Origin of the sequence: Pseudomonas fluorescens Q2-87, assembly GCF_000281895.1 — a bacterium.
Classification (GTDB): Bacteria; Pseudomonadota; Gammaproteobacteria; order Pseudomonadales; family Pseudomonadaceae; genus Aquipseudomonas; species Aquipseudomonas fluorescens_S.
In genome coordinates this window covers 4,877,116-4,896,057 of sequence record NZ_CM001558.1, presented here as the reverse complement: position 1 = coordinate 4,896,057, position 18,942 = coordinate 4,877,116, and the positions used below count along the sequence as shown (strand labels likewise).

Below are 18,942 nucleotides of genomic sequence, written 5' to 3'. Positions count from 1 at the left end.
GGATTTGTTTAACAATGCGATCTGCTTCTAGGTTGCCAATCGCAACAGGCCCATCCAGCCGTTACGCAGTCTTCCAGGTAATCTCTTCTTCCCCATCGGCACTGATGCGAATCCAGCGATCCGCCGATTCCTCACCTTCTTCCTCCACCCATGAGCCAGGCGCGCAACGCACTTCGACATTCAGTGCGGCGAAGGCGGCGCGGGCGCAGGCGATGTCGTCGTCCCATGGGGTCTGGTCGCTTTCCAGGTACAGGCTGTTCCACTTGCCCACGGCCTTGGGCAGCCAGGTCACCGGGACGGTGCCGGCCTTGCACTTGTAGGTCTGGCCTTTCTGTACCCATTCGCTGCACGGGCCCAGCGCCTGGCCGAGCCAGGCGGCGATGGCCTTGTGGTCTACGTCGGCGTCCTTGAGGTAAATCTCGATATCGGGTTGGCGCATGGATGTCCTCGCTGCGGTCTTGAAAAATCCATTCGCGGATTTAACGCGCCCCCAAGCGGTTGCCGGGGGCCGGAAACAAAAGGTTATTGAAGAACGAAATAATCGTAGCGCATCGACACGGTGACTTCGAACGGCTCGGCCTGCTCGATCACATTGGCGCGGCGTTCGGCACTGGCGCGCCAGCCGTGGGGCGTCATGGCCAAGAGGTTGGCACGGTCCTGGCCACTGGCGAGCGTCAGCTTGAATTCGAGGGTTTCGCTGTGATCCAGGACCATGCCCGACGGTACCAGGGCCAGGTGCTTGTCGTCGGTGTACTCGCGCACTTCGTCGTACAGGCGTTCGCGCAGCTCCATCAGGTGCCCCGCGGTCGGGCCGACCTTCATCAAACCGCCGCCGGGGCTGAGCAGGCGCTTGGCCTCTTGCCAGTCCAGTGGGCTGAATACACTCGCCAGGAACTGGCAGCAACCGTCCGCCAGCGGGACGCGGGCCATGCTGGCGATCAACCAGGTCAGTTGCGGGTTACGTTTGCAGGCACGCTTGACCGCCTCGCGGGAAATGTCCAAGGCATAGCCGTCGGCATCGGGTAGCGCTTCAGCGATCTGCGCGGTGTAGTAACCCTCGCCGCAGCCGATGTCCAGCCAACGTCCCGGCGCGCGTTCGGCGGCCAGTTCGGCCAGGCGTCGGGCAACGGGGGCGTAATGCCCAGCGTTGAGAAAGTCGCGACGAGCTTCGACCATCGCCTGGTTGTCGCCGGGGTCACGGCTGTTCTTGTGCTGCACCGGCAGCAGGTTCAGGTAACCCTGCCGCGCACGGTCGAAGCGGTGCCCGGCCGGGCACACCACGCCGTTGTCCACGGCGTTCAGCGGTTCACTGCAGATCGGGCAGGCGAGCATCAGGCGAGCAACTTGATCAGCGTCTTGTAGTAGATCTCGGTCAGCACATCGAGATCGGCCGCCAGCACCCGCTCGTCGACCTGGTGGATGGTCGCGTTGACCGGCCCCAACTCCACCACTTGGGTGCCCATGGTGGCGATGAAGCGGCCGTCGGAAGTGCCACCGCTGGTGGACGCTTTGGTCTCGCGACCGGTGACGTCCTTGATGCTCGACGACACCGCGTCCAACAACGCGCCCGGCTCGGTGAGGAACGGCAGGCCGGACAGCGCCCAGTCGATGTGCCAGTCCAACTGGTGCTTGTCGAGGATAGCGGCGACGCGCTGCTGCAGGCCTTCGACGGTGGACTCGGTGGAGAAGCGGAAGTTGAACACCGCCACCAGGTCACCGGGGATCACGTTGGTCGCGCCGGTGCCGGCGTTGAGGTTGGAAATCTGGAAACTGGTGGGCGGGAAGAAATCGTTGCCATGGTCCCAATGCTCGGCGGCCAGTTCGGCCAAGGCTGGCGCGGCCAGGTGGATCGGGTTCTTGGCAAGATGTGGATAAGCCACATGGCCTTGCTTGCCGCGCACCGTCAGTTTCGCACCGAGGGAACCACGACGGCCATTCTTGACCACGTCTCCCACCAGCGTGGTGCTCGACGGTTCGCCGACGATGCACCAGTCCAGTCGTTCCTGGCGGGCCTTGAGGCGTTCGACCACGGCCTTGGTGCCATGATGGGCCGGGCCTTCTTCGTCGCTGGTGATCAGGAAGGTCAGCGAGCCCTTGTGGTCCGGGTAGTCGGCGACGAAACGTTCGGCCGCCACGATCATTGCCGCGAGGCTGCCTTTCATGTCCGCCGCGCCACGACCGCACAGCATACCCTGCTCGTCGATGACCGCATCGAACGGGTCGAGCTGCCAGGCCTGCACCGGACCGGTCGGCACCACGTCGGTGTGCCCGGCGAAGCACAGCACCGGGCCGTCATGCTTGCCATGGCTGGCCCAGAAGTTATCCACATCCTCGATGCGCATCGGTTCGAGCTTGAAGCCGGCATTGCCCAGGCGCTGCATCATCAATTTCTGGCAATCGGCATCCACCGGCGTCACGGACGGACGGCGGATCAGGTCGCAGGCGAGTTGCAGGGTCGGCGAGAGGTCGGCGTGGGCCGTCATGGAAAACTCCGGAAACATGGAAAGGAGACACGGATCTCTGTGGGAGCGGGCTTGCCCGCGAAGGCGTCAGCAGTGACGCTAAAAGCTTCGCGAGCAAGCCCGCTCCCACAGGTCCTGAGTTCGGCCGTTCGATTGTATTTGGCCAAGGCTCACAAAATGGCGGTTATCTTATAGCAAAACGACCACCATGGGCCCCACTATGCCGACAGTGTGTGACACAAAACCTGTGGGAGCGAGCTCGCTCCCACCGAGGTTTTGCTTAATTTGCCGCGACAAAGCCCTATAATGTGCGCCGGTTTTTGGGGTAATGGTCATGAGTTCAGAAGATCCACGGTTTGCCGGCATCGCCCGTTTGTATGGCATTGAAGGCCTGGAACGCCTGCGGGCGGCCCACGTGGCGATTGTCGGCGTGGGCGGCGTCGGTTCCTGGGCCGCGGAAGCCATCGCCCGTTGTGGCGTGGGCGAGATTTCGCTGTTCGACCTGGACGATGTCTGTGTCAGCAACGCCAACCGTCAGTTGCATGCCCTGGACAGCACCGTTGGCAAGCCCAAGGTCGACGTCATGGCCGAGCGGCTGCGCGGGATCAACCCCGACTGTACCGTTCACGCGGTGGCCGATTTCGTCACGCGCGACACCATGGCCGAATACATCACGCCGAACATCGACTGCGTGATTGACTGCATCGACAGCGTCAACGCCAAGGCTGCGCTGATTGCCTGGTGCAAGCGCCGCAAAATCCAGATCATCACCACCGGGGGCGCGGGCGGGCAGATTGATCCGACGTTGATCCAGGTCTGCGACTTGAACCGTACCTTCAACGATCCGCTGGCTTCGAAGGTGCGCTCCACCTTGCGTCGCGACTACGGTTTCTCCCGCACCGTGACCCGTCACTACAGCGTGCCCTGTGTATTTTCCACCGAGCAACTGCGCTACCCGAAACCGGACGGCAGCATCTGCTTGCAGAAGAGTTTTGTTGGCGACGGCGTGAAGCTCGACTGCGCGGGTGGGTTTGGCGCGGTGATGATGGTCACGGCGACATTCGGCATGGTCGCGGCGACCAAGGCTGTGGATAAGATCGTGGCGGGTGTGCGGCGGCCGGCGGACAGGGTCAAGCCCGGGTAGTAACGGCTTTTGGTGGCGAGGGAGCTTGCTCCCGCTGGGCTGCGAAGCGGCCCCCATTTGTCGGAGTCAATCATGCTGGCCCCAGGGCGGCTGCTTCGCAGCCGAGCGGGAGCAAGCTCCCTCGCCACCGTTATCGCGCCAGCTCACGCATCCGCTGCAACACCGCATTCAAGCCGTTGCTGCGCGAAGGCGACAATTGCCGCGACAGCCCCAACGCATTGAACCAGCCCGGCAAGTCCACCTGTTGCAGCTCTTCGACTGACAGCCCATTGACCCGCGCCAGCAGCAACGCCACCAACCCGCGGATCAACCGCGCATCGCTGCTGGCGCAAAACTGCCAATGCCCATCGTGCAATCGCCCCACCAACCACACCTGGCTTTCACAACCGTGGACGAGGTTGGCGTCGCATTTGTCTGCGTCGCTCAACGGCGGCAAACGTTCGCCCCATTGCATCAGCAGCCGTGCGCGTTGTTCCCAGCCTGAGGCGTCTTGGAAAATCTGCAACGCCGTGGCAGCATCGGCCGGCAGGTTCATCGGAGCATCTCCAAGGCCTGGTCCAGGGCGCCGAAGAAACGTTCGAGGTCGGCGGAATCGTTGTACAGCGCCAGCGACACTCGGATTGCTCCGGACAGTTGCAAATGCTTGAACAGCGGCATAGCGCAATGATGCCCGGCGCGCACGGCAACGCCTTGCTCGGTCAGCAAGTGGGCCAGGTCGGCGTTGTGCACGCCTTCGACCACGAAGCTGACCAGTGCCAGGCGCGGATTGCCCACCAGGCGGACGCCGTTGCGCGCCAGCAGGCCGTGGAGCAGATAGTCGTGCAGCGCCGCTTCGTGGTCGATGATCGCTTGCGGGTCGAGGCCGGACAGGTAGTCCAAGGTGGCGCCCAGGCCGATTACGCTGGCGATGGGGGGCGTGCCTGCTTCGAAACCGAGCGGTGCCGGGCGGAAGGTAGCGCTGTGATAATCCGCCAGTTGCACCATCTCGCCGCCAAATTGCCAATGCCGTAGTTGGCGAAGCGCTTCGGTGCGACCAAACAAAGCGCCCAATCCGTCGGGGCCGTAGAGTTTATGGCTGGAAAATACATAGAAGTCACAGCCCAGGGCCTGCACGTCGTGACGGCCGTGGACCACGCCCTGGGCGCCGTCGACGACTGTCAACGCGCCTTGGGCCTTGGCCATTGCCAGCAACGCCGGCAATGGTTGCCAGGCGCCGAGCACATTGGACAACTGGCTCACCGCCAGCAAGCGCGTGCGCGTGCCGATCAGCTCGGCGGCGGCGCCCAGGTCGATCACCCCGTCGGCATCCAGCGGCAACACCACCAGCGTCAACGCGCGGCGTTCGGCCAATTGTTGCCATGGCAGCAGGTTGGCGTGGTGTTCCAGGGCGCTGATGACGATTTCATCGCCCGGGTTGAATAGGTGTTCCAGGCCGTAGGCCAGGAGATTCAGCGCAGACGTCGCGCCATGAGTGAAGACGATCTGCCCGCTGTCCCCAGCGTTGAGCCATTGCGACACCTTAAGGCGACTGTCTTCGAATGCCTGGGTCGCGTGGGCGCCCGGTAGATGCTGCGCACGGTGCACGTTGGCCGCGCCATTGGCGTAGTAATGCGCCAGGGCGTCCAGCAGGGCTTGGGGCTTTTGGGTCGTGGCGGCATTGTCCAGGTAGGTCTGGCCTTGCCGATGCAGGGCGGCGATGGCCGGGAAATCGGCGCGCCAGGGGGATTGGATCAACATGCTTTCGGGCCCTGCTGGAATGACGCCGGACCCTGTGGGAGCGGGCTTGCTCGCGAAGCCTTTCGGCGGCCTTGAAGGCGCCTTCGCGAGCAAGCCCGCTCCCACAGGTGTTGGGTGAAGCGGCTTAGTTGTGCGCGTGCAGTGCTTCGTTCAGCTCGATGGCCGATTTATGCGTCTTGCATTCCACCGCGCCGGTCTCGGAGTTGCGGCGGAACAGCAGGTCCGGCTGGCCGGCCAGGTCGCGGGCCTTGACCACTTTGACCAGTTGGTTGTTCTCGTCCAGCAGCTTGACCTTGGTGCCGGCGGTTACGTACAGGCCCGACTCCACGGTGTTGCGGTCGCCCAACGGAATACCGATGCCGGCGTTGGCGCCGATCAGGCAGCCTTCGCCGACCTTGATCACGATGTTGCCGCCGCCCGACAGGGTGCCCATGGTCGAGCAGCCGCCGCCCAAGTCCGACCCCTTGCCGACGAACACGCCAGCCGAGACGCGGCCTTCGATCATGCCCGGGCCTTCGGTACCGGCGTTGAAGTTGACGAAACCTTCGTGCATGACCGTGGTGCCTTCACCCACGTAGGCGCCCAGGCGGATCCGCGCGGCATCGGCGATCCGCACGCCAGCCGGGACCACGTAGTCGGTCATTTTCGGGAATTTATCCACCGAGAACACCTCCAGCAACTCGCCGCGCAGACGGGCTTCGAGCTGGTGCTCGGCCAGTTCGCCCAGGTCGATCGCGCCTTGGCTGGTCCAGGCTACGTTCGGCAGCAGAGGGAAAATGCCGGCCAGGTTCAGGCCATGGGGCTTGACCAGGCGATGGGACAACAGGTGCAGCTTGAGGTAAGCCTCAGGGGTGGAGCTCAGTTGCGCATCTTCGGCCAGCAGCGTGGCGACCAGCGGCTTATGACTTTCGGCCAGGCGGGTCAGCAGTGCGGCTTGCGCGGCATCGACGCCCTTGAGCACTTCTGCCAGTTGCGAGGCCTGGGCGGTGGTGAAGGTGATGGCTTGGTTGCCTTCGCTGTAGCCAAGGATCGGCGCAATGGCGGCAACGATATCGGCCGATGGATTGAGCAGCGGCTGTGCGTAGAACACTTCCAGCCAGGCGCCTTGACGGTTTTGAGTGCCGACGCCGAAGGCCAGGCTGAACAGGGTAGTGGACATGAAATTACCTCTACAAAATGGACTGGGCAGGCTTACTTGATCTCTGCCGCATAAATATCTGGCTTGAAGCCAATCAGGGTTCTGTCACCGAGATCGAGCACCGGGCGCTTGATCATCGAGGGTTGGGCGAGCATCAGTTCGATGGCTTTCGTCTGGTCGAGATCGGCTTTGCGTTCGTCGTCGAGCTTGCGAAAGGTCGTACCGGCACGGTTCAACACCACTTGCCAGCCATGCTCGTTGCACCATTGGGTCAGGTGCTCACGGTCGATGCCGGCGCTCTTGTAGTCGTGAAAGTCATAGCGCACCGCGTGCTCATCGAGCCAGGTACGCGCTTTTTTCATCGTATCGCAGGCTTTGATGCCGAAAAGCTGTAGATGCTTGTTTTCCTTGGGCATGAATGCTCCCCCAAAACGTTCCCGGTATCGTCCTGAAAATCAGCGGACGATTATGCCACGTCGTTCCTTTCAGTGCCTTGACTGTCGCGACGCAAAGGACGAAGCGGAACCGATAGGCAAGAGGTGACCACACAGCACAGGTAAACCCAGCACTTTTGCGCACAAGAGAGCCGCCCATGGATTCCATCTCCCTGACATCGCCCCATCCACTGACGAATCAGACTGAAGAAACACTCCCGCCCCTTTCAACGACATCGACCACCGGGACCGCTGCATCCGTCCCGATCGGCCCTGTCACGGCTGAACAGGACCTGGCAAATCGGACGGGTGCAATCAAGGCCCAGCTCACCCGGGTATTCGAGCCGCATATGAACGGTGCCAATCGCGAGGCCTTCGAAGCACTGATCGACGATCGTTCGCGTACCTTGGCCAATGACGGGGAAACCGCGGAAAGCGTCGATGCCGTGCTGACCAAAGGCTCGCGGCTGGATCGCGCGTCCCATGACACTGTTGGATTCCTTCGTTCGGTTCCCTTCGGCGCGGCGTCCATCGCGCTGGACTTCGCCCCGGCGGTGACCGGCAATGGCTCGATTACCGCGCCGTTGGCGTTGTCAGCGATTGCCGGCCTGGTCAGCAGCGCCGCCGACACGGTCGGCAACGGCCTGATCAAGCGCGCCACCAGCGACACCCAGTGGCTGGTGGCCGAAAATGCCGATCTGGAGCCGGTCATGCAAGAAGCCGCCCAGGCGGTGAAGCCGAGCCTGACGACCCAGGCTATCGAAGGCAGCCTGACTTTCCAGACCTTCTCTGCGCGAAACGTGTTGCGTACGGTCATCCAACCCGTCGTGACAAAGACCGTCGATGCGCAAACGGGCAGCAAGGTGGACTCTGTGATAGCTGCCGTCGGTTCTCCGCTTTCCGGCATGGCCGCCTATGACCTGCAACATTCTATCGATAAGTCGAAACACCGGATTGGCCCGGAATACCTGTTGGGGCGTCAAGACTGGCATCAGCGTTTCAAGGACCTCAAGAACTATGGCGTAGGGAGTGCTGCGATGGGCATTGCGAAGCGGGTTGGCAGCCTGCCGCTGGACGCGATGCGCGATGGCAGCAAATCGCTGCAAGCCTTGGTTACGCCGACTGGCTTGGTCAGTGGTCTCGGAGCGTTGGCCGGCGGTATTACTGCGATCGGCATGGCCCAGACCGCCGCTGTCAACGCAGCCAGGAACGCCGGGATTTCGCCGGCGGGGGTTGCGGCGGCTGGCAAGGCGACGGTTACGGCTACGATGGCCCCCGTGCTCGCCGCCTGGGTGACAACGGCAGTGATGACCCAGCCGTTGGCGGACAAGACCTCTGCCGCGTTGGACAGGCTATCCGCCGGGCCCGCTCATCCGGATGAGTTGCAGGGAATGTTGCCCTTGGTGGAAGTGTCGACGGCCGAACAGATCGGGGAAGATAACGACAATGACGGTGACGGCGTCGATGTTGTCTCGGGCCGCTCCACCCTCAATGCCGCTGAGCGAGCTGTTTAGCTTCGGATAGTCGTCGGTCGCTCCTGCCGAGTGGCGGTTGGGAGCGACCAAGAGGCGACTTCGCGTTGACGCCGCAGAGGTGCGACCAACGTGCAAAGGCAGCGGTTCACCTCGGCAGTTAATATGGCACTTCACCGGCCAGCTGTTGCCGTAGATGTGTATGGCTGTCATTGGAAGTCCGTTATGCAAAGCGCCTATACCGTCCTGATCCTGTTGATGCTGGTGGGCGTGTCGCGCCTGATCGGACGGTTGATCCCGCTGCCGTTGCCCCTGGTGCAGATCGGCGCCGGCGCCGTGCTGGCCTGGCCCTCGCTGGGGCTGCATGTAGCGCTTGATCCCGAGTTGTTCCTGTTTCTGTTCCTGCCGCCGCTGCTGTTCTCCGATGGTTGGCGCATGCCCAAACGCGAGTTGTGGCGCCTGCGCGGGCCGATCCTGACGTTGGCGGTGGGGCTGGTGTTGTTCACGGTGGTGGGCGCCGGGTACTTCATTCATTGGCTGCTGCCGAGTATCCCGCTGCCGGTCGCTTTCGCCCTGGCTGCGGTGCTGTCACCCACCGACGCTGTGGCAGTGTCGGCGATTGCCCGGGATCGCCTGCCCGGGCCGCTGATGCACATGCTCCAGGGCGAGGCGCTGATGAACGATGCGTCGGGCCTGGTGACCTTCAAGTTTGCCTTGGCGGCGGCTATCACCGGCGTGTTTTCCCTAACCAGCGCGAGCCTGACTTTCGTCCTGGTGGCGGTCGGCGGCCTGCTGGTCGGCGTGGCCCTGAGTTGGCTGGTAGGCCGCTTGCGGGCCTGGATGATTGCCCGGGGCTGGGACGATCCGGCCACCCACGTGGTTTTCATGTTGTTGCTGCCGTTTGCTGCCTATGTGCTGGCTGAACGCTTGGGCGCCTCGGGCATTCTCTCGGCGGTGGCGGCGGGGATGATGCAGAGCTGGCTCGACCTGCTGCCGCGCCAGACCGGCACGCGGTTACTCAATCGCAGCGTCTGGTCGCTGCTGGAGTTTGCCTTCAATGGCTTGATCTTCCTGCTGCTGGGCTTGCAGTTGCCCGACATCATCAAAGCGGTGACCAGCCATGAAGCCACCCTGTGGCCGACATTGTTCTACCGCTGTCTCGACGTACTGGCGATTTTCCTTGTGTTACTGGTGCTGCGGTTTGTCTGGGTGCAAAGCATCTGGCGCCTGTCGGGGCTGTTGCGCCACTGGCGTGGCAAGGGCGAATTGACGCTGGTGCCCACGGCGCGCTCTTGCTGGTTGCTCACGTTCGGTGGGGTACGCGGTGCGGTGACATTGGCGGGTGTGCTGTCAGTTCCGTTGCTGTTGGGGGCGGGCGAGGCGTTTCCCGAGCGAGACTTGCTTATCTTCATTGCCGCCGGCGTCATCTTGCTGTCGTTGATAGCGGCGTGTATCGCCTTGCCGATATTGCTGCGCGGAATCGAGAAAAGCCCCGATGACAAACGTCGCAACGAAGTACGCGATGCCTGGCGAAAAACCGCCGAAGCGGCGATCCGCGCGCTGGAAGTGGAAGAACCGGCCGAAGCCGTCAGCCCGCCGGATGCGGCCAAGGCCGCGCTGGCGACCGAGGTCAAGGCGCGGCTGATGTCCGAGTATCGGCATCAGTTGGAGATATTCAACGACTCCGCCGAAGCCCAGGCGCTGGCATTCGATATGGATCTGCTGGAGCGCCGGCTGCGTTTGAAGGCTTTTCGGGCGCAGCGGCTGGAGTTGTATCGTCTTAGCCGTCATCACCAGATTGGGGATGATGTGTTGCGTGAGGTGCTGGGGGAGTTGGATCTGGCGGAGGCGAATTTGGGGTTGGGTAAATAATATCGGCCTCATCGCCCGAAGAGTCTGGGGTCGATCACAAACTCTATGAACATCCCTTGCGATGGGTAAAGTCAAATACGAATGGTGGGCTATCCTGTGCTGCTATTTTTGGATTGCTTCAGCCGACGGATCTAAAATCTTGAGCAGCATCTGATCGTGTTCCGCACGCGGTGCCTTATAGAACATGCACCGATCTAGAAGAATCCTTTTCATGCTCCGGGCCGAGGCAAGGTGCTTGGGCTCGACAGAGATCTCTGCGGTCCTGCCGCTCCGGATGTCGGTCACTTCTGCCCTAGCTCTCCCTGCTCAAGGAGTTCAATTTTCGCGAACAATCTTGGCGTGGTTTTGCGTGCCGGAGAGGGCGTCTCCCTAAAGATTTGCGGCCAGCAACAAGCTGTAACGCCCAGGAACCGATTTCTCAAGTCCGATGTGCTTTACGAACACTCTGATATGTCTTTCTCTTCGACTGAGGTCATTTCTTGTCCTTGCTGGTTTGAAAAAGCCCGGCGGACCGGGCTAGCATCAGGCAGCTTTTACTGGCTTTATCAGGCTTTCTGCGGGGATGCCGAACATATCGTGAAGCTTCCAGATCATGGGCAGAGTTAACGAGCGTTTACGGTTGAGCACCTCGTATACGCGGTTCGTTTTTCCGATAGCGGGAGCCAGATCGGCCGCGGTGAGTCCGGATTGATCCATGCGAAACTTGATGGCTTCAATTGGGTCAGGCAAATCAACCGGGAAGTTCTTGGTTTCGTAGGCCTCGATCAGAGTGATCATGACTTCGAAAGCATCGCCTTCCGGGGTGCCAGGTTCAGGCTCATTCTCAAACAGGGGAGAGATCTCTTTGAGAGCTACCCGGTATTCTTCATCGGTGCGGATTGGGCGAATTTTCATGATGATTACTCCATTTCCACGATGTTTGCGTCGATCTCATCGTACCGACGATGAGTGCCGACAAACTTGATGTACACAGCGCCGAAGCGGTAGGCAATGGCGACCACCAGGCGGTAGTCGTTACCCTTGATGTTGAACACCACGCGGCGACTCTTGAGAATGCTTGCGTTACCGTATTGCGCCTTGATGTCGTTTGGGTTGGTCCAAGTGGCTTTTTTGGCATCGTCAAGCCAAGCCTTAAGCTGCTGTTCGGAATCTGGGTAGTTCTCCCAAAAGGCTTTCAGATGACTGATGGCGATAATTCTCATGGGTGAGAATGTAGTCCCATGGTGGGACTTTTGCAAGCATTCACAAGCAACAGCTTGCAGTCCTGCCGGGCACTCTGTTCCGATATCTTGGGTTCATCTTCCATAGGGGTGACCCCATGAGATTGTTCGTAGGCGCGGTAGCTATTGCTTTGCTGGCGGGGTGTTCTACGTCGCCAGTTTCTCCAGGCGAAGCGAGGCCGGTTCCGAAAAACCGAATCGTTGCCTTCTCCGCAAATCCGAAAGAGGCATACGGAACCGTAGTCGTGACCCGAGACACGGGGTTCCTGGGTGGCGGCTGCTATGTCGCTATCCATATCGACGGAAAGTTTGCTGCACGAATCGATACCGGTGAGGTGGCGAAATTCTTTCTGTCCATCGGCGGTCACCCGTCGGGCTCGGCATAGATAGGCAAGGCGGCGGCATGTGCAGCTGGACAGATATGTTGAAAGAGCAATCGGCAAGCCTGAAAGGCCAGGTGAAGCGATTCCGAATTGGCGGAGACTCGCAGACTGGATTGGATATCAGGCCCAGCTCGCTTTGATTTTTTCGATCACCACAACCGCCTCCGGGCGGTTTTCTATTTCTTGGAGAAAACCATGGCCGCCATGGCAATTGAATATCAGTCCATGACCCAATTTGCTGTACGGGCAGCTTGGGCAATTCGGTCGGTCATTTTGACTTTCTATTCGGACTGTCGCAGAAGCGGTCTAGGCGCTTTGCGTGCAGATCCCCGGATTCGAACGATTTCATCTCCAATGATAAGTCTAGAGGGATGGAGTTTGCGGTTTCATTAGGCCACTACACATCCTTAACCTCATAAAAAGCAAAGCCGCCCGAAGGCGGCTTCAATCGACACGCAGTTGAGCTTGCTTCGCCCTTTCTGCGCCGCTGGGTCAACCCCGAGAGGGACCCAGACTCCTGCCAGCTCTCGCTGGTGACGGGATCGACTATGGCTACCGGCGATAGTGAACTCAAGCCAGCTTGAACGCTTGAAACAGCGTTGCATGGGATGGGTCGGTGTACTAAGCCAATGAAATCAATGGCTTCGCTTATCTCAGTACGTTTTATTTCTTTTCTTGTCTGAGCAGGCGATCGCGGTCTGTCAGACGCACCGAAGTTTCCGACAAGTTTTTAAGGTTGTCCGTCGGAAGCGAGGGCTCTAGCCTTTGGATGTCGCTGCCAATTCAGCGACCGGACGTGAGAATCCGAACACCCACTATGCGCATAAGCGCCCGCCATATAAAGTGCAGGCGCGTTTCGTCCATGCTTCGTGTTATGGCGGCTGTGCGCGGGCATGCTTCGACATGGCCGGGTTTTGTGGGTTTGACTCGGATTCTCACCCCGCGTACAGCTGCCACTCTCCAGTCCGTGAGAAGACTTTGTGGCAGCTCCCAAACCCAAGGAGCATCACATGATCAAAGAAACTCCGAATCCTCCAAAGCCAGCATCAACTTTCCCCTACGGCGACTACGCCCCCGAAAAGCTGCAAGAAGCCGCTGATCGTGCGTTGGATCATTACCTCAAGCCTGGCGACAGCGAGTCAGAACCCAAGCCCTCGACGCAGCTGTTCATCGTGTCGGACAGCGTCGATACCGAAGCCCTGTTGGCCAACCTCAGCGAAACCCTCGCTTCGGCCAATGCGATGCTCAGTGACCTGGCGTTTGATCTGGACGGCTCGCGGCGGCATGTGGCGTTGGGAGTGGCGCAGATGATTGAGTTGGGGGCGTTGTTGGCGACCAAGGCCTTGGATCGGGTAGAGCTTCGGACTTGATGCAATAAGTGCCGGCCTCATCGCGAGCAAGCTCCCACAGTGGTTCTGTGTCGCTCACACATAGGGTGGTCGACGCCAAACCCCTGTGGCGAGGGAGCTTGCTCCCGCTGGGGCGCGAAGCGGCCCTAAAACCTGACAGCCCGGTGTGTCAGGCAAATTGAGTTGACTGCTTTGGGGCCGCTGCGCAGCCCAGCGGGAGCAAGCTCCCTCGCCACGACAGCTTATGCGTGAGCCCCTTCATGCTCAGGAACCAGCCGCACTTCCACTCTCTGACCCAGCGCACGGGCTGCGCTGGCAAGCGTTGCCAGCGTCATTCCCGCATCGTTCTGGTCGAGCGCACGATCAACAGCAGTGCGACTGGTGTGCATCCGTTGTGCCAAGGCCTTTTTGGTCACTTTCTGAAGCTTCATGGCTTCGGCAATCTGCCAGGCAATAACACGTTTGAGCGCAGCGGCGGAAACTTCTTCGGCGATGCCTTGCTCGGCGAGGAAGTCGTCAAAATTAGATCCAATGTGCTTGTTCATGCCGTACCTCATCATAATGGCGCGGTATCCATTATGAATGAGGTGTACCGAAATAGGTGCACTGCTCAACCTGGGTATTACTGAGGATTTGTACAGGGGAGGTGGTGGCCGGTACGGATGTTGCTGTTGGGGCCGCTGCGCAGCCCAGCGGGAGCAAGCTCCCTCGCCACAACAGCGGTCCACTTCAGTCCGTTACAGCTATCAACCCCGACGCTGGATGAACGCGCGAATCCGTTCCGCTGCTTCCACGCATTCAGCCAATGGTGCAACCAGCGCCATGCGCACACGCCCGGCCCCCGGGTTGACGCCGTCCACATCGCGGGACAGGTAGGAGCCCGGCACGACCGTCACGTGTTCCTGTTCGAACAGGTCTCGGCAGAACGCCGCATCATCGCCCGCCACATTCGGCCACAGATAGAAGCTGCCATCGGGCCTTTGCACGTCCAGCACCGGGCTGAGGATTTCCAGCACGGCGTCGAATTTTTCCCGGTACAGCGCGCGGTTGGCCCGTACATGCACTTCGTCGTTCCAGGCCGCGATGCTCGCCAGTTGGGTCTGAACCGGCATCGCGCAGCCGTGGTAGGTGCGATACAGCAAAAAGCCCTTGAGGATGTCTGCATCGCCGGCCACGAAACCGGAGCGCAGGCCTGGCAGGTTGGAGCGTTTGGACAGGCTGTGGAACACCACGCAGCGCTTGAAATCCTTGCGACCAAGTTCGACGCAGGCGGTGAGCAGGCCTGGCGGCGGAGTCTGTTCGTCGAAGTAAAGTTCGCTGTAGCACTCGTCTGAGGCAATGACGAAGTCATGCTCGTCGGCCAGGGCGATGAGTTTTTTCAGCACATCCACCGGAATCAAGGCGCCGGTCGGATTGCCTGGAGAGCACAGAAACAGGATCTGGCAGCGTTTCCAGATGTCTGGCGATACCGCATCGAAATCCGGATTGAAGCCGTTTTCGTCCAGGCATGGCAGGTAGTGCGGCTTGGCCCCGGCCAGGAACGCCGCGCCTTCGTAGATTTGATAGAACGGGTTCGGGCTGACCACCAGCGCATCGTCGCCACGGTTGACCACGGTCTGGGTGAAGGCGAAGAGGGCTTCACGGGTGCCATTGACCGGCAGCACATGGCGCGCCGGGTCGAGCCAGCCGTTCGGCACATTGAAGCGACGCTCGCACCAGCCGGTGATGGCTTCGCGCAACTCCGGGATACCGAGGGTGGTCGGGTACACGGCCATTTTTTCCAGGTTGCTGGCCAGGGCTTCGGCGACGAAGCTGGGCGAGCGGTGCTTGGGCTCGCCGATGGACAGGGCGATGGCGCGTTTGTCCGGGTTGGGCGTGACGGTGCCGAGCAGGGCGCGGAGCTTTTCGAACGGGTAGGGCTGCAACTGGTTCAGAGCGTTGTTCATCGGGGGCCTCGTTCAATGTGGGAGCGGCGGTGCGGCAATCCCACAGGGAGTGTTGTTCGTTTAGATGCTGATGCGTGTCATGTGAGCATCCGGTTCCTGGTTGACGCTCAAATGCCGCACGATCGCTTCCTGCAGGCGGCTGCACAGCTGCGGATCGGACAACGGCTGGTTGTGGGCGTCGGTGATGAAGAACACGTCCTCCACTCGCTCGCCAAGGGTGGCGATCTTGGCGTTTTGCAGTGACAGGTCGAACTCCAGGAATATATGGCCGATCCGCGCCAACAGGCCCGGGCGATCCGGGGCGCTGAGCTCCAGCACCGTGACCTGGCGCTGGGCGTCGTTGTGGATCGTCACCAGGGGAGCAAACGCGAAGTGCTTGAGTTGGCGCGGCACCCGTCGCTGGATGATGGTCGGGTAGTCCGCCGGGTTGCGCAGCGCTTCGGTGAGGCCATCGCGGATCTGCTTGACCCGCGCCGGATTGTCGCCAATCGAGTCGCCGTCGGTGTCGAGCACGATGTAGGTGTCGAGGGTGAACTGGCTGCTGGACGTGATGACCCGGGCGTCGTGGATGTTGAGGTTGAGCTGGTCCATCGCCGCCACGGTCACGGCGAAGAAGTCGTGCTGGTCCGGGGCATAGATGAAGATCTGCGTGCCACCTTCGAACTCGCGCTGGGTGGTTTCCTTGATCAACACCAGTGGCCCGCCATCGGCCGGTTGCTGCAGGATCGCGTCGCTGTGCCAGGCCACGTCGCCGGCGGTGTGGCGCAGGAAATAGTCATCGCCCAGTTGCGACCAGAGCTGCTCGACGTCGTCCGGGTCGGTGCCGCCGCGTACCAGGATGTCCAGGGCTGCGCTTTGGGTACGACGGATCTGTTCTTCGCGGTCCACTGGGTTTTCCAGGCCGCGGCGCAGGGCACGCTTGGTCTCGGTGTAGAGCTGGCGCAACAGGCTGGCGCGCCAGGAATTCCACAGGCTCGGGTTGGTGGCGTTGATGTCGGCCACGGTCAGCACGTAGAGATAATCCAGGCGGGTTTCATCGCCGACAGTTTGGGCGAAATCGTGGATCACCTGCGGGTCGGACAGGTCCTTGCGCTGGGCAGTGGTGGACATCACCAAGTGGTTCTGCACCAGCCACACGATTAACCGACTGTCCCATACCGGCAGTTGATGGCGCTGGCAGAACGCCTCGGCATCCACTGCACCGATTTCGGAGTGATCGCCCTGACGGCCCTTGCCAATGTCGTGGTACAGCCCCGCCATATAGATCAGCTCAGGTTTGGGCAGCTTGCCCATGAGCTTGCTGGCCAGCGGGAATTTCTCCGACACCTGGGTGTATTGCAACTTACGCAGGTGCTTGATCAGGTTCAGGGTATGGGCATCGACCGTATAGATGTGGAACAGGTCGTGCTGCATCTGGCCGACGATGAACCCGAACTCCGGCAGATAGCGCCCAAGAATGCCGTAGCGGTTCATCCGCCGCAGATTGCGGTGCACGCCGATCCTGCACTTGAACAGCTCGATGAACAGGCTGGTGTTGCGGATGTCGTGGCGGAAGTCTTCATCGATCAGATGCCGGTTTTCCCGCAGCAGACGAATGGTGTCGGCGCGCACCCCCTTGATTTCCGGCTGCTGGGCCATGAGCACGAAAATCTCGAGCATGGCGAAGGGTGTGCGACGGAAGACATTGGCGTTGCGCGCCTCGATGTACCCGTCATGCAGTTGGAAGCGTGAATTGATCGGCTGCGGCGGCTCTTCGTCTTCTGGGGCGAGGATGACTTCCTCGAAGTGCTGGATGATCAGCTCGCTGAGCTGGGCAATGCTCATCACCACCCGATAGTACTGCTGCATGAAGTTTTCGATGGACTGCTTGGCGTCCTGGCCCTCGAAGCCCAGCAGGCCGGCGATAGAGCGCTGGTGATCGAACAACAGGCGGTCTTCGGAGCGTCCGGCGAGCATGTGCAGGGCGTAGCGAACCTTCCACAAAAATTCCTGGGACGAAGCCAGCAAGGCGTTTTCGCTTTCCACCAGGAAACCCTCGCCGGCCAGGGCTCGCAGGTTCAGCGTGCCGTACTGGCGACGGGCTACCCAGAGGATCGTCTGGATGTCCCGCAAGCCGCCCGGCGAGCCCTTGACGTTGGGTTCCAGGTTGTATTCGGTGTCGTTGTACTTGTGGTGACGGGCCTTCTGCTCGGCGTGCTTGGCCAGGAAAAATCCTTGCTCGGCCACATGTGCGCCGTGCTGGTGACGTCGAGCATGCGCTGGCGCAGGCGCTCGGGGCCGGCGATGGTGCGGCTCTCCATCAGGTTGGTGATCACCGTCAGGTCGGCGCGGGCCTCGTCGGCGCATTCCTGCACCGAGCGTACGCTCTGGCCGACTTCCAGGCCGATGTCCCACAGCAGCGTCAGGAACCGCTCGATGGAATCGCGAAAGACCTCATGGTCGGCGCTGTCCAGCAGGATCAACAGATCAATGTCGGAATAGGGGTGCAATTCACCGCGTCCGTAGCCGCCCACCGCCACCAGGGCGATGTCGGCGTCCTCGCTCCAGTTGAACTGCTCCCAGGCCTTTTGCAGGATGTTGTCGACGAACCAGGCACGGTCCTCGATCAGCCGACGGATATCCCGCCCATCGCGAAAGCGCTGGTCGAGCACTTCGCGGGCCTGGCGGATCGCTTTCTTGAACGCCGAGATGGGGCTTGCCTTCAGGGCCAGTTCAGCCTGGAACTGGCCGCGGTCGAAGAGTTCGGGATCCACCTGCGGCATCGAATGGCTTTCCTTTCTATCTATAGGCTGTGTATTGGGTCAGGCGGAAACGCGAGCGATGGTGTCATCGCTGCGCAGGGTGAAGATCTCGTACCCCGTCTCGGTCACCAGCAAGGTGTGCTCCCACTGGGCCGACAGCTTGCGATCCTTGGTGATGGCGGTCCAACCGTCGCCCAGCACCTTGGTGTCGGCGCGGCCCTGGTTGATCATCGGCTCGATGGTGAAGGTCATGCCCGCCTGCAACTCCATGCCGGTGCCGGCACGGCCGTAGTGCAGGATCTGCGGTTCTTCGTGGAACACCTTGCCAATGCCGTGGCCGCAGAACTCGCGCACCACCGAGAAGCCGTTCTTCTGCGCGTGCTTCTGGATCACTTCGCCGATGTCACCCAGGCGGCAGCCCGGCTTCACCAGTTCGATGGCCATGTACATGCATTCCTGGGTGACTTTCGACAGGCGCTGGGCCCACTCCGGCACGTTGCCGACATGGAACATGCGGCTGGTGTCGCCGTGGTAGCCGTCCTTGATGACGGTGACGTCGATGTTCAGGGTGTCGCCATCCTTCAACGGTTTTTCGTTGGGGATGCCGTGGCAGACCACGTGGTTGATCGAGGTGCAGATCGACTTCGGGAAGCCTTTGTAGTTGAGCGGAGCCGGGATGGCCTTCTGCTCGTTGACGATGTAGTCATGGCAGATACGGTCCAGCTCTTCGGTGGTCACACCCGGCTTGACGTAGTCGGCGATCATCTCCAGCACATCGGCGGCGAGTTTGCCGGCGACACGCATTTTGGCGATGTCCTCGGGAGTCTTGAGGGTAACGGTCATACAGGCTCTCTCTGCGCCTGACGGCGCTGTTCAAAACGTAATGGGCGGCGGAGACTGATCCGGGCGGCCCTGAAAGAGGCGATTCTAACAGACGATCAGCGCAAATCCGCGCCCGTCTGCATCGCTTCTCTCTATAAGGCGGTGCGTCCATGGCCCATGAAAGGGCTGTGGAAGGGGGGCTTCACCGGGATTTCAGAATCC

17 protein-coding genes and 1 pseudogene are annotated in these 18,942 nt (G+C 61.0%); 5 read left to right on the top strand and 13 right to left on the bottom strand.

What is annotated here, in order from left to right; all coding sequences use genetic code 11:
- Window positions 1-61: 61 nt before the first annotated feature.
- From PFLQ2_RS06295 to dapE, 3 genes are all read right to left on the bottom strand, one after another.
- Complete coding sequence (locus PFLQ2_RS06295; RefSeq protein ID WP_003184958.1) at window positions 62-439, bottom strand: hypothetical protein; 378 nt, start codon at window positions 437-439, stop codon at window positions 62-64.
- An 83-nt stretch (window positions 440-522) separates the two neighbouring features.
- Window positions 523-1,332 (bottom strand): putative RNA methyltransferase, encoded by an 810-nt coding sequence (locus PFLQ2_RS06300; RefSeq protein ID WP_003184956.1) that lies wholly within the window; start codon window positions 1,330-1,332, stop codon window positions 523-525.
- Window positions 1,332-2,483 carry a succinyl-diaminopimelate desuccinylase gene (gene dapE / locus PFLQ2_RS06305; protein WP_003184954.1) on the bottom strand — a complete coding sequence of 384 codons (1,152 nt, stop codon included), beginning with the start codon at window positions 2,481-2,483 and terminating at the stop codon, window positions 1,332-1,334. The genes PFLQ2_RS06300 and dapE overlap by 1 nt, the downstream gene beginning before the upstream one ends.
- A 307-nt stretch (window positions 2,484-2,790) precedes the next feature.
- Between dapE and tcdA the strand changes: the two genes are divergently transcribed.
- The gene (gene tcdA, locus PFLQ2_RS06310; protein ID WP_033046249.1) at window positions 2,791-3,606 is read left to right on the top strand and encodes a tRNA cyclic N6-threonylcarbamoyladenosine(37) synthase TcdA; all 816 of its coding nucleotides are present in this window, start codon (window positions 2,791-2,793) and stop codon (window positions 3,604-3,606) included.
- A 130-nt stretch (window positions 3,607-3,736) separates the two neighbouring features.
- On the opposite strand, the gene PFLQ2_RS06315 is transcribed toward tcdA, so the two are convergent.
- The 4 genes from PFLQ2_RS06315 to PFLQ2_RS06330 all read right to left on the bottom strand — a co-directional run bounded on the left by PFLQ2_RS06315 (window position 3,737) and on the right by PFLQ2_RS06330 (window position 6,897).
- Window positions 3,737-4,141 carry a SufE family protein gene (locus PFLQ2_RS06315; RefSeq protein ID WP_003184950.1) on the bottom strand — a complete coding sequence of 135 codons (405 nt, stop codon included), beginning with the start codon at window positions 4,139-4,141 and terminating at the stop codon, window positions 3,737-3,739.
- The gene (locus PFLQ2_RS06320; RefSeq protein WP_003184948.1) at window positions 4,138-5,343 is read right to left on the bottom strand and encodes an aminotransferase class V-fold PLP-dependent enzyme; all 1,206 of its coding nucleotides are present in this window, start codon (window positions 5,341-5,343) and stop codon (window positions 4,138-4,140) included. Before PFLQ2_RS06320 ends, PFLQ2_RS06315 begins: the two co-directional genes overlap by 4 nt.
- 124 nt (window positions 5,344-5,467) lie before the next feature.
- Window positions 5,468-6,502, bottom strand: a complete 1,035-nt coding sequence (gene dapD / locus PFLQ2_RS06325; protein WP_003184946.1) for a 2,3,4,5-tetrahydropyridine-2,6-dicarboxylate N-succinyltransferase — start codon at window positions 6,500-6,502, stop codon at window positions 5,468-5,470.
- 32 nt (window positions 6,503-6,534) lie between these two features.
- Complete coding sequence (locus tag PFLQ2_RS06330) at window positions 6,535-6,897, bottom strand: ArsC family reductase (RefSeq protein ID WP_003184944.1); 363 nt, start codon at window positions 6,895-6,897, stop codon at window positions 6,535-6,537.
- Between the two features lie 176 nt (window positions 6,898-7,073).
- On the opposite strand from PFLQ2_RS06330, the gene PFLQ2_RS06335 reads away from it, so the two are divergent.
- Complete coding sequence (locus PFLQ2_RS06335; protein ID WP_003184942.1) at window positions 7,074-8,429, top strand: hypothetical protein; 1,356 nt, start codon at window positions 7,074-7,076, stop codon at window positions 8,427-8,429.
- Between the two features lie 183 nt (window positions 8,430-8,612).
- Window positions 8,613-10,259, top strand: coding sequence for a Na+/H+ antiporter (locus PFLQ2_RS06340; protein ID WP_003184939.1), 1,647 nt, complete (start codon window positions 8,613-8,615; stop codon window positions 10,257-10,259).
- 522 nt (window positions 10,260-10,781) lie between these two features.
- On the opposite strand, the gene PFLQ2_RS06345 is transcribed toward PFLQ2_RS06340, so the two are convergent.
- A complete protein-coding gene (locus PFLQ2_RS06345) occupies window positions 10,782-11,153 on the bottom strand; it encodes a helix-turn-helix domain-containing protein (RefSeq protein WP_003184937.1) in 372 nt (123 codons plus the stop codon).
- 5 nt (window positions 11,154-11,158) lie between these two features.
- On the bottom strand, window positions 11,159-11,461 hold the full coding sequence (locus PFLQ2_RS06350) for a type II toxin-antitoxin system HigB family toxin (protein ID WP_003184935.1): 303 nt from the start codon (window positions 11,459-11,461) through the stop codon (window positions 11,159-11,161).
- Between the two features lie 263 nt (window positions 11,462-11,724).
- Between PFLQ2_RS06350 and PFLQ2_RS30405 the strand changes: the two genes are divergently transcribed.
- Together PFLQ2_RS30405 and PFLQ2_RS06355 are read left to right on the top strand one after the other, a co-directional pair.
- Window positions 11,725-11,865 carry a hypothetical protein gene (locus PFLQ2_RS30405; protein ID WP_157062733.1) on the top strand — a complete coding sequence of 47 codons (141 nt, stop codon included), beginning with the start codon at window positions 11,725-11,727 and terminating at the stop codon, window positions 11,863-11,865.
- Window positions 11,866-12,872: 1,007 nt separating this feature from the next.
- Window positions 12,873-13,232: a DUF6124 family protein gene (locus PFLQ2_RS06355; RefSeq protein WP_003184929.1), complete on the top strand. Its 360-nt coding sequence runs from the start codon at window positions 12,873-12,875 to the stop codon at window positions 13,230-13,232.
- Window positions 13,233-13,453: 221 nt separating this feature from the next.
- Here the strand turns inward: PFLQ2_RS06355 and PFLQ2_RS06360 are convergent, their stop codons facing one another.
- The 4 genes and pseudogenes from PFLQ2_RS06360 to map form a co-directional block, all read right to left on the bottom strand.
- The gene (locus PFLQ2_RS06360) at window positions 13,454-13,756 is read right to left on the bottom strand and encodes an XRE family transcriptional regulator (RefSeq protein ID WP_003184926.1); all 303 of its coding nucleotides are present in this window, start codon (window positions 13,754-13,756) and stop codon (window positions 13,454-13,456) included.
- 201 nt (window positions 13,757-13,957) lie between these two features.
- Window positions 13,958-15,157, bottom strand: a complete 1,200-nt coding sequence (dapC, locus tag PFLQ2_RS06365; RefSeq protein WP_003184924.1) for a succinyldiaminopimelate transaminase — start codon at window positions 15,155-15,157, stop codon at window positions 13,958-13,960.
- Window positions 15,158-15,217: 60 nt separating this feature from the next.
- Window positions 15,218-17,919 (bottom strand): annotated as a pseudogene (locus PFLQ2_RS06370) ([protein-PII] uridylyltransferase).
- 39 nt (window positions 17,920-17,958) lie between these two features.
- Complete coding sequence (gene map, locus PFLQ2_RS06375) at window positions 17,959-18,741, bottom strand: type I methionyl aminopeptidase (RefSeq protein ID WP_003184921.1); 783 nt, start codon at window positions 18,739-18,741, stop codon at window positions 17,959-17,961.
- Between the last annotated feature and the right edge of the window lie 201 nt (window positions 18,742-18,942).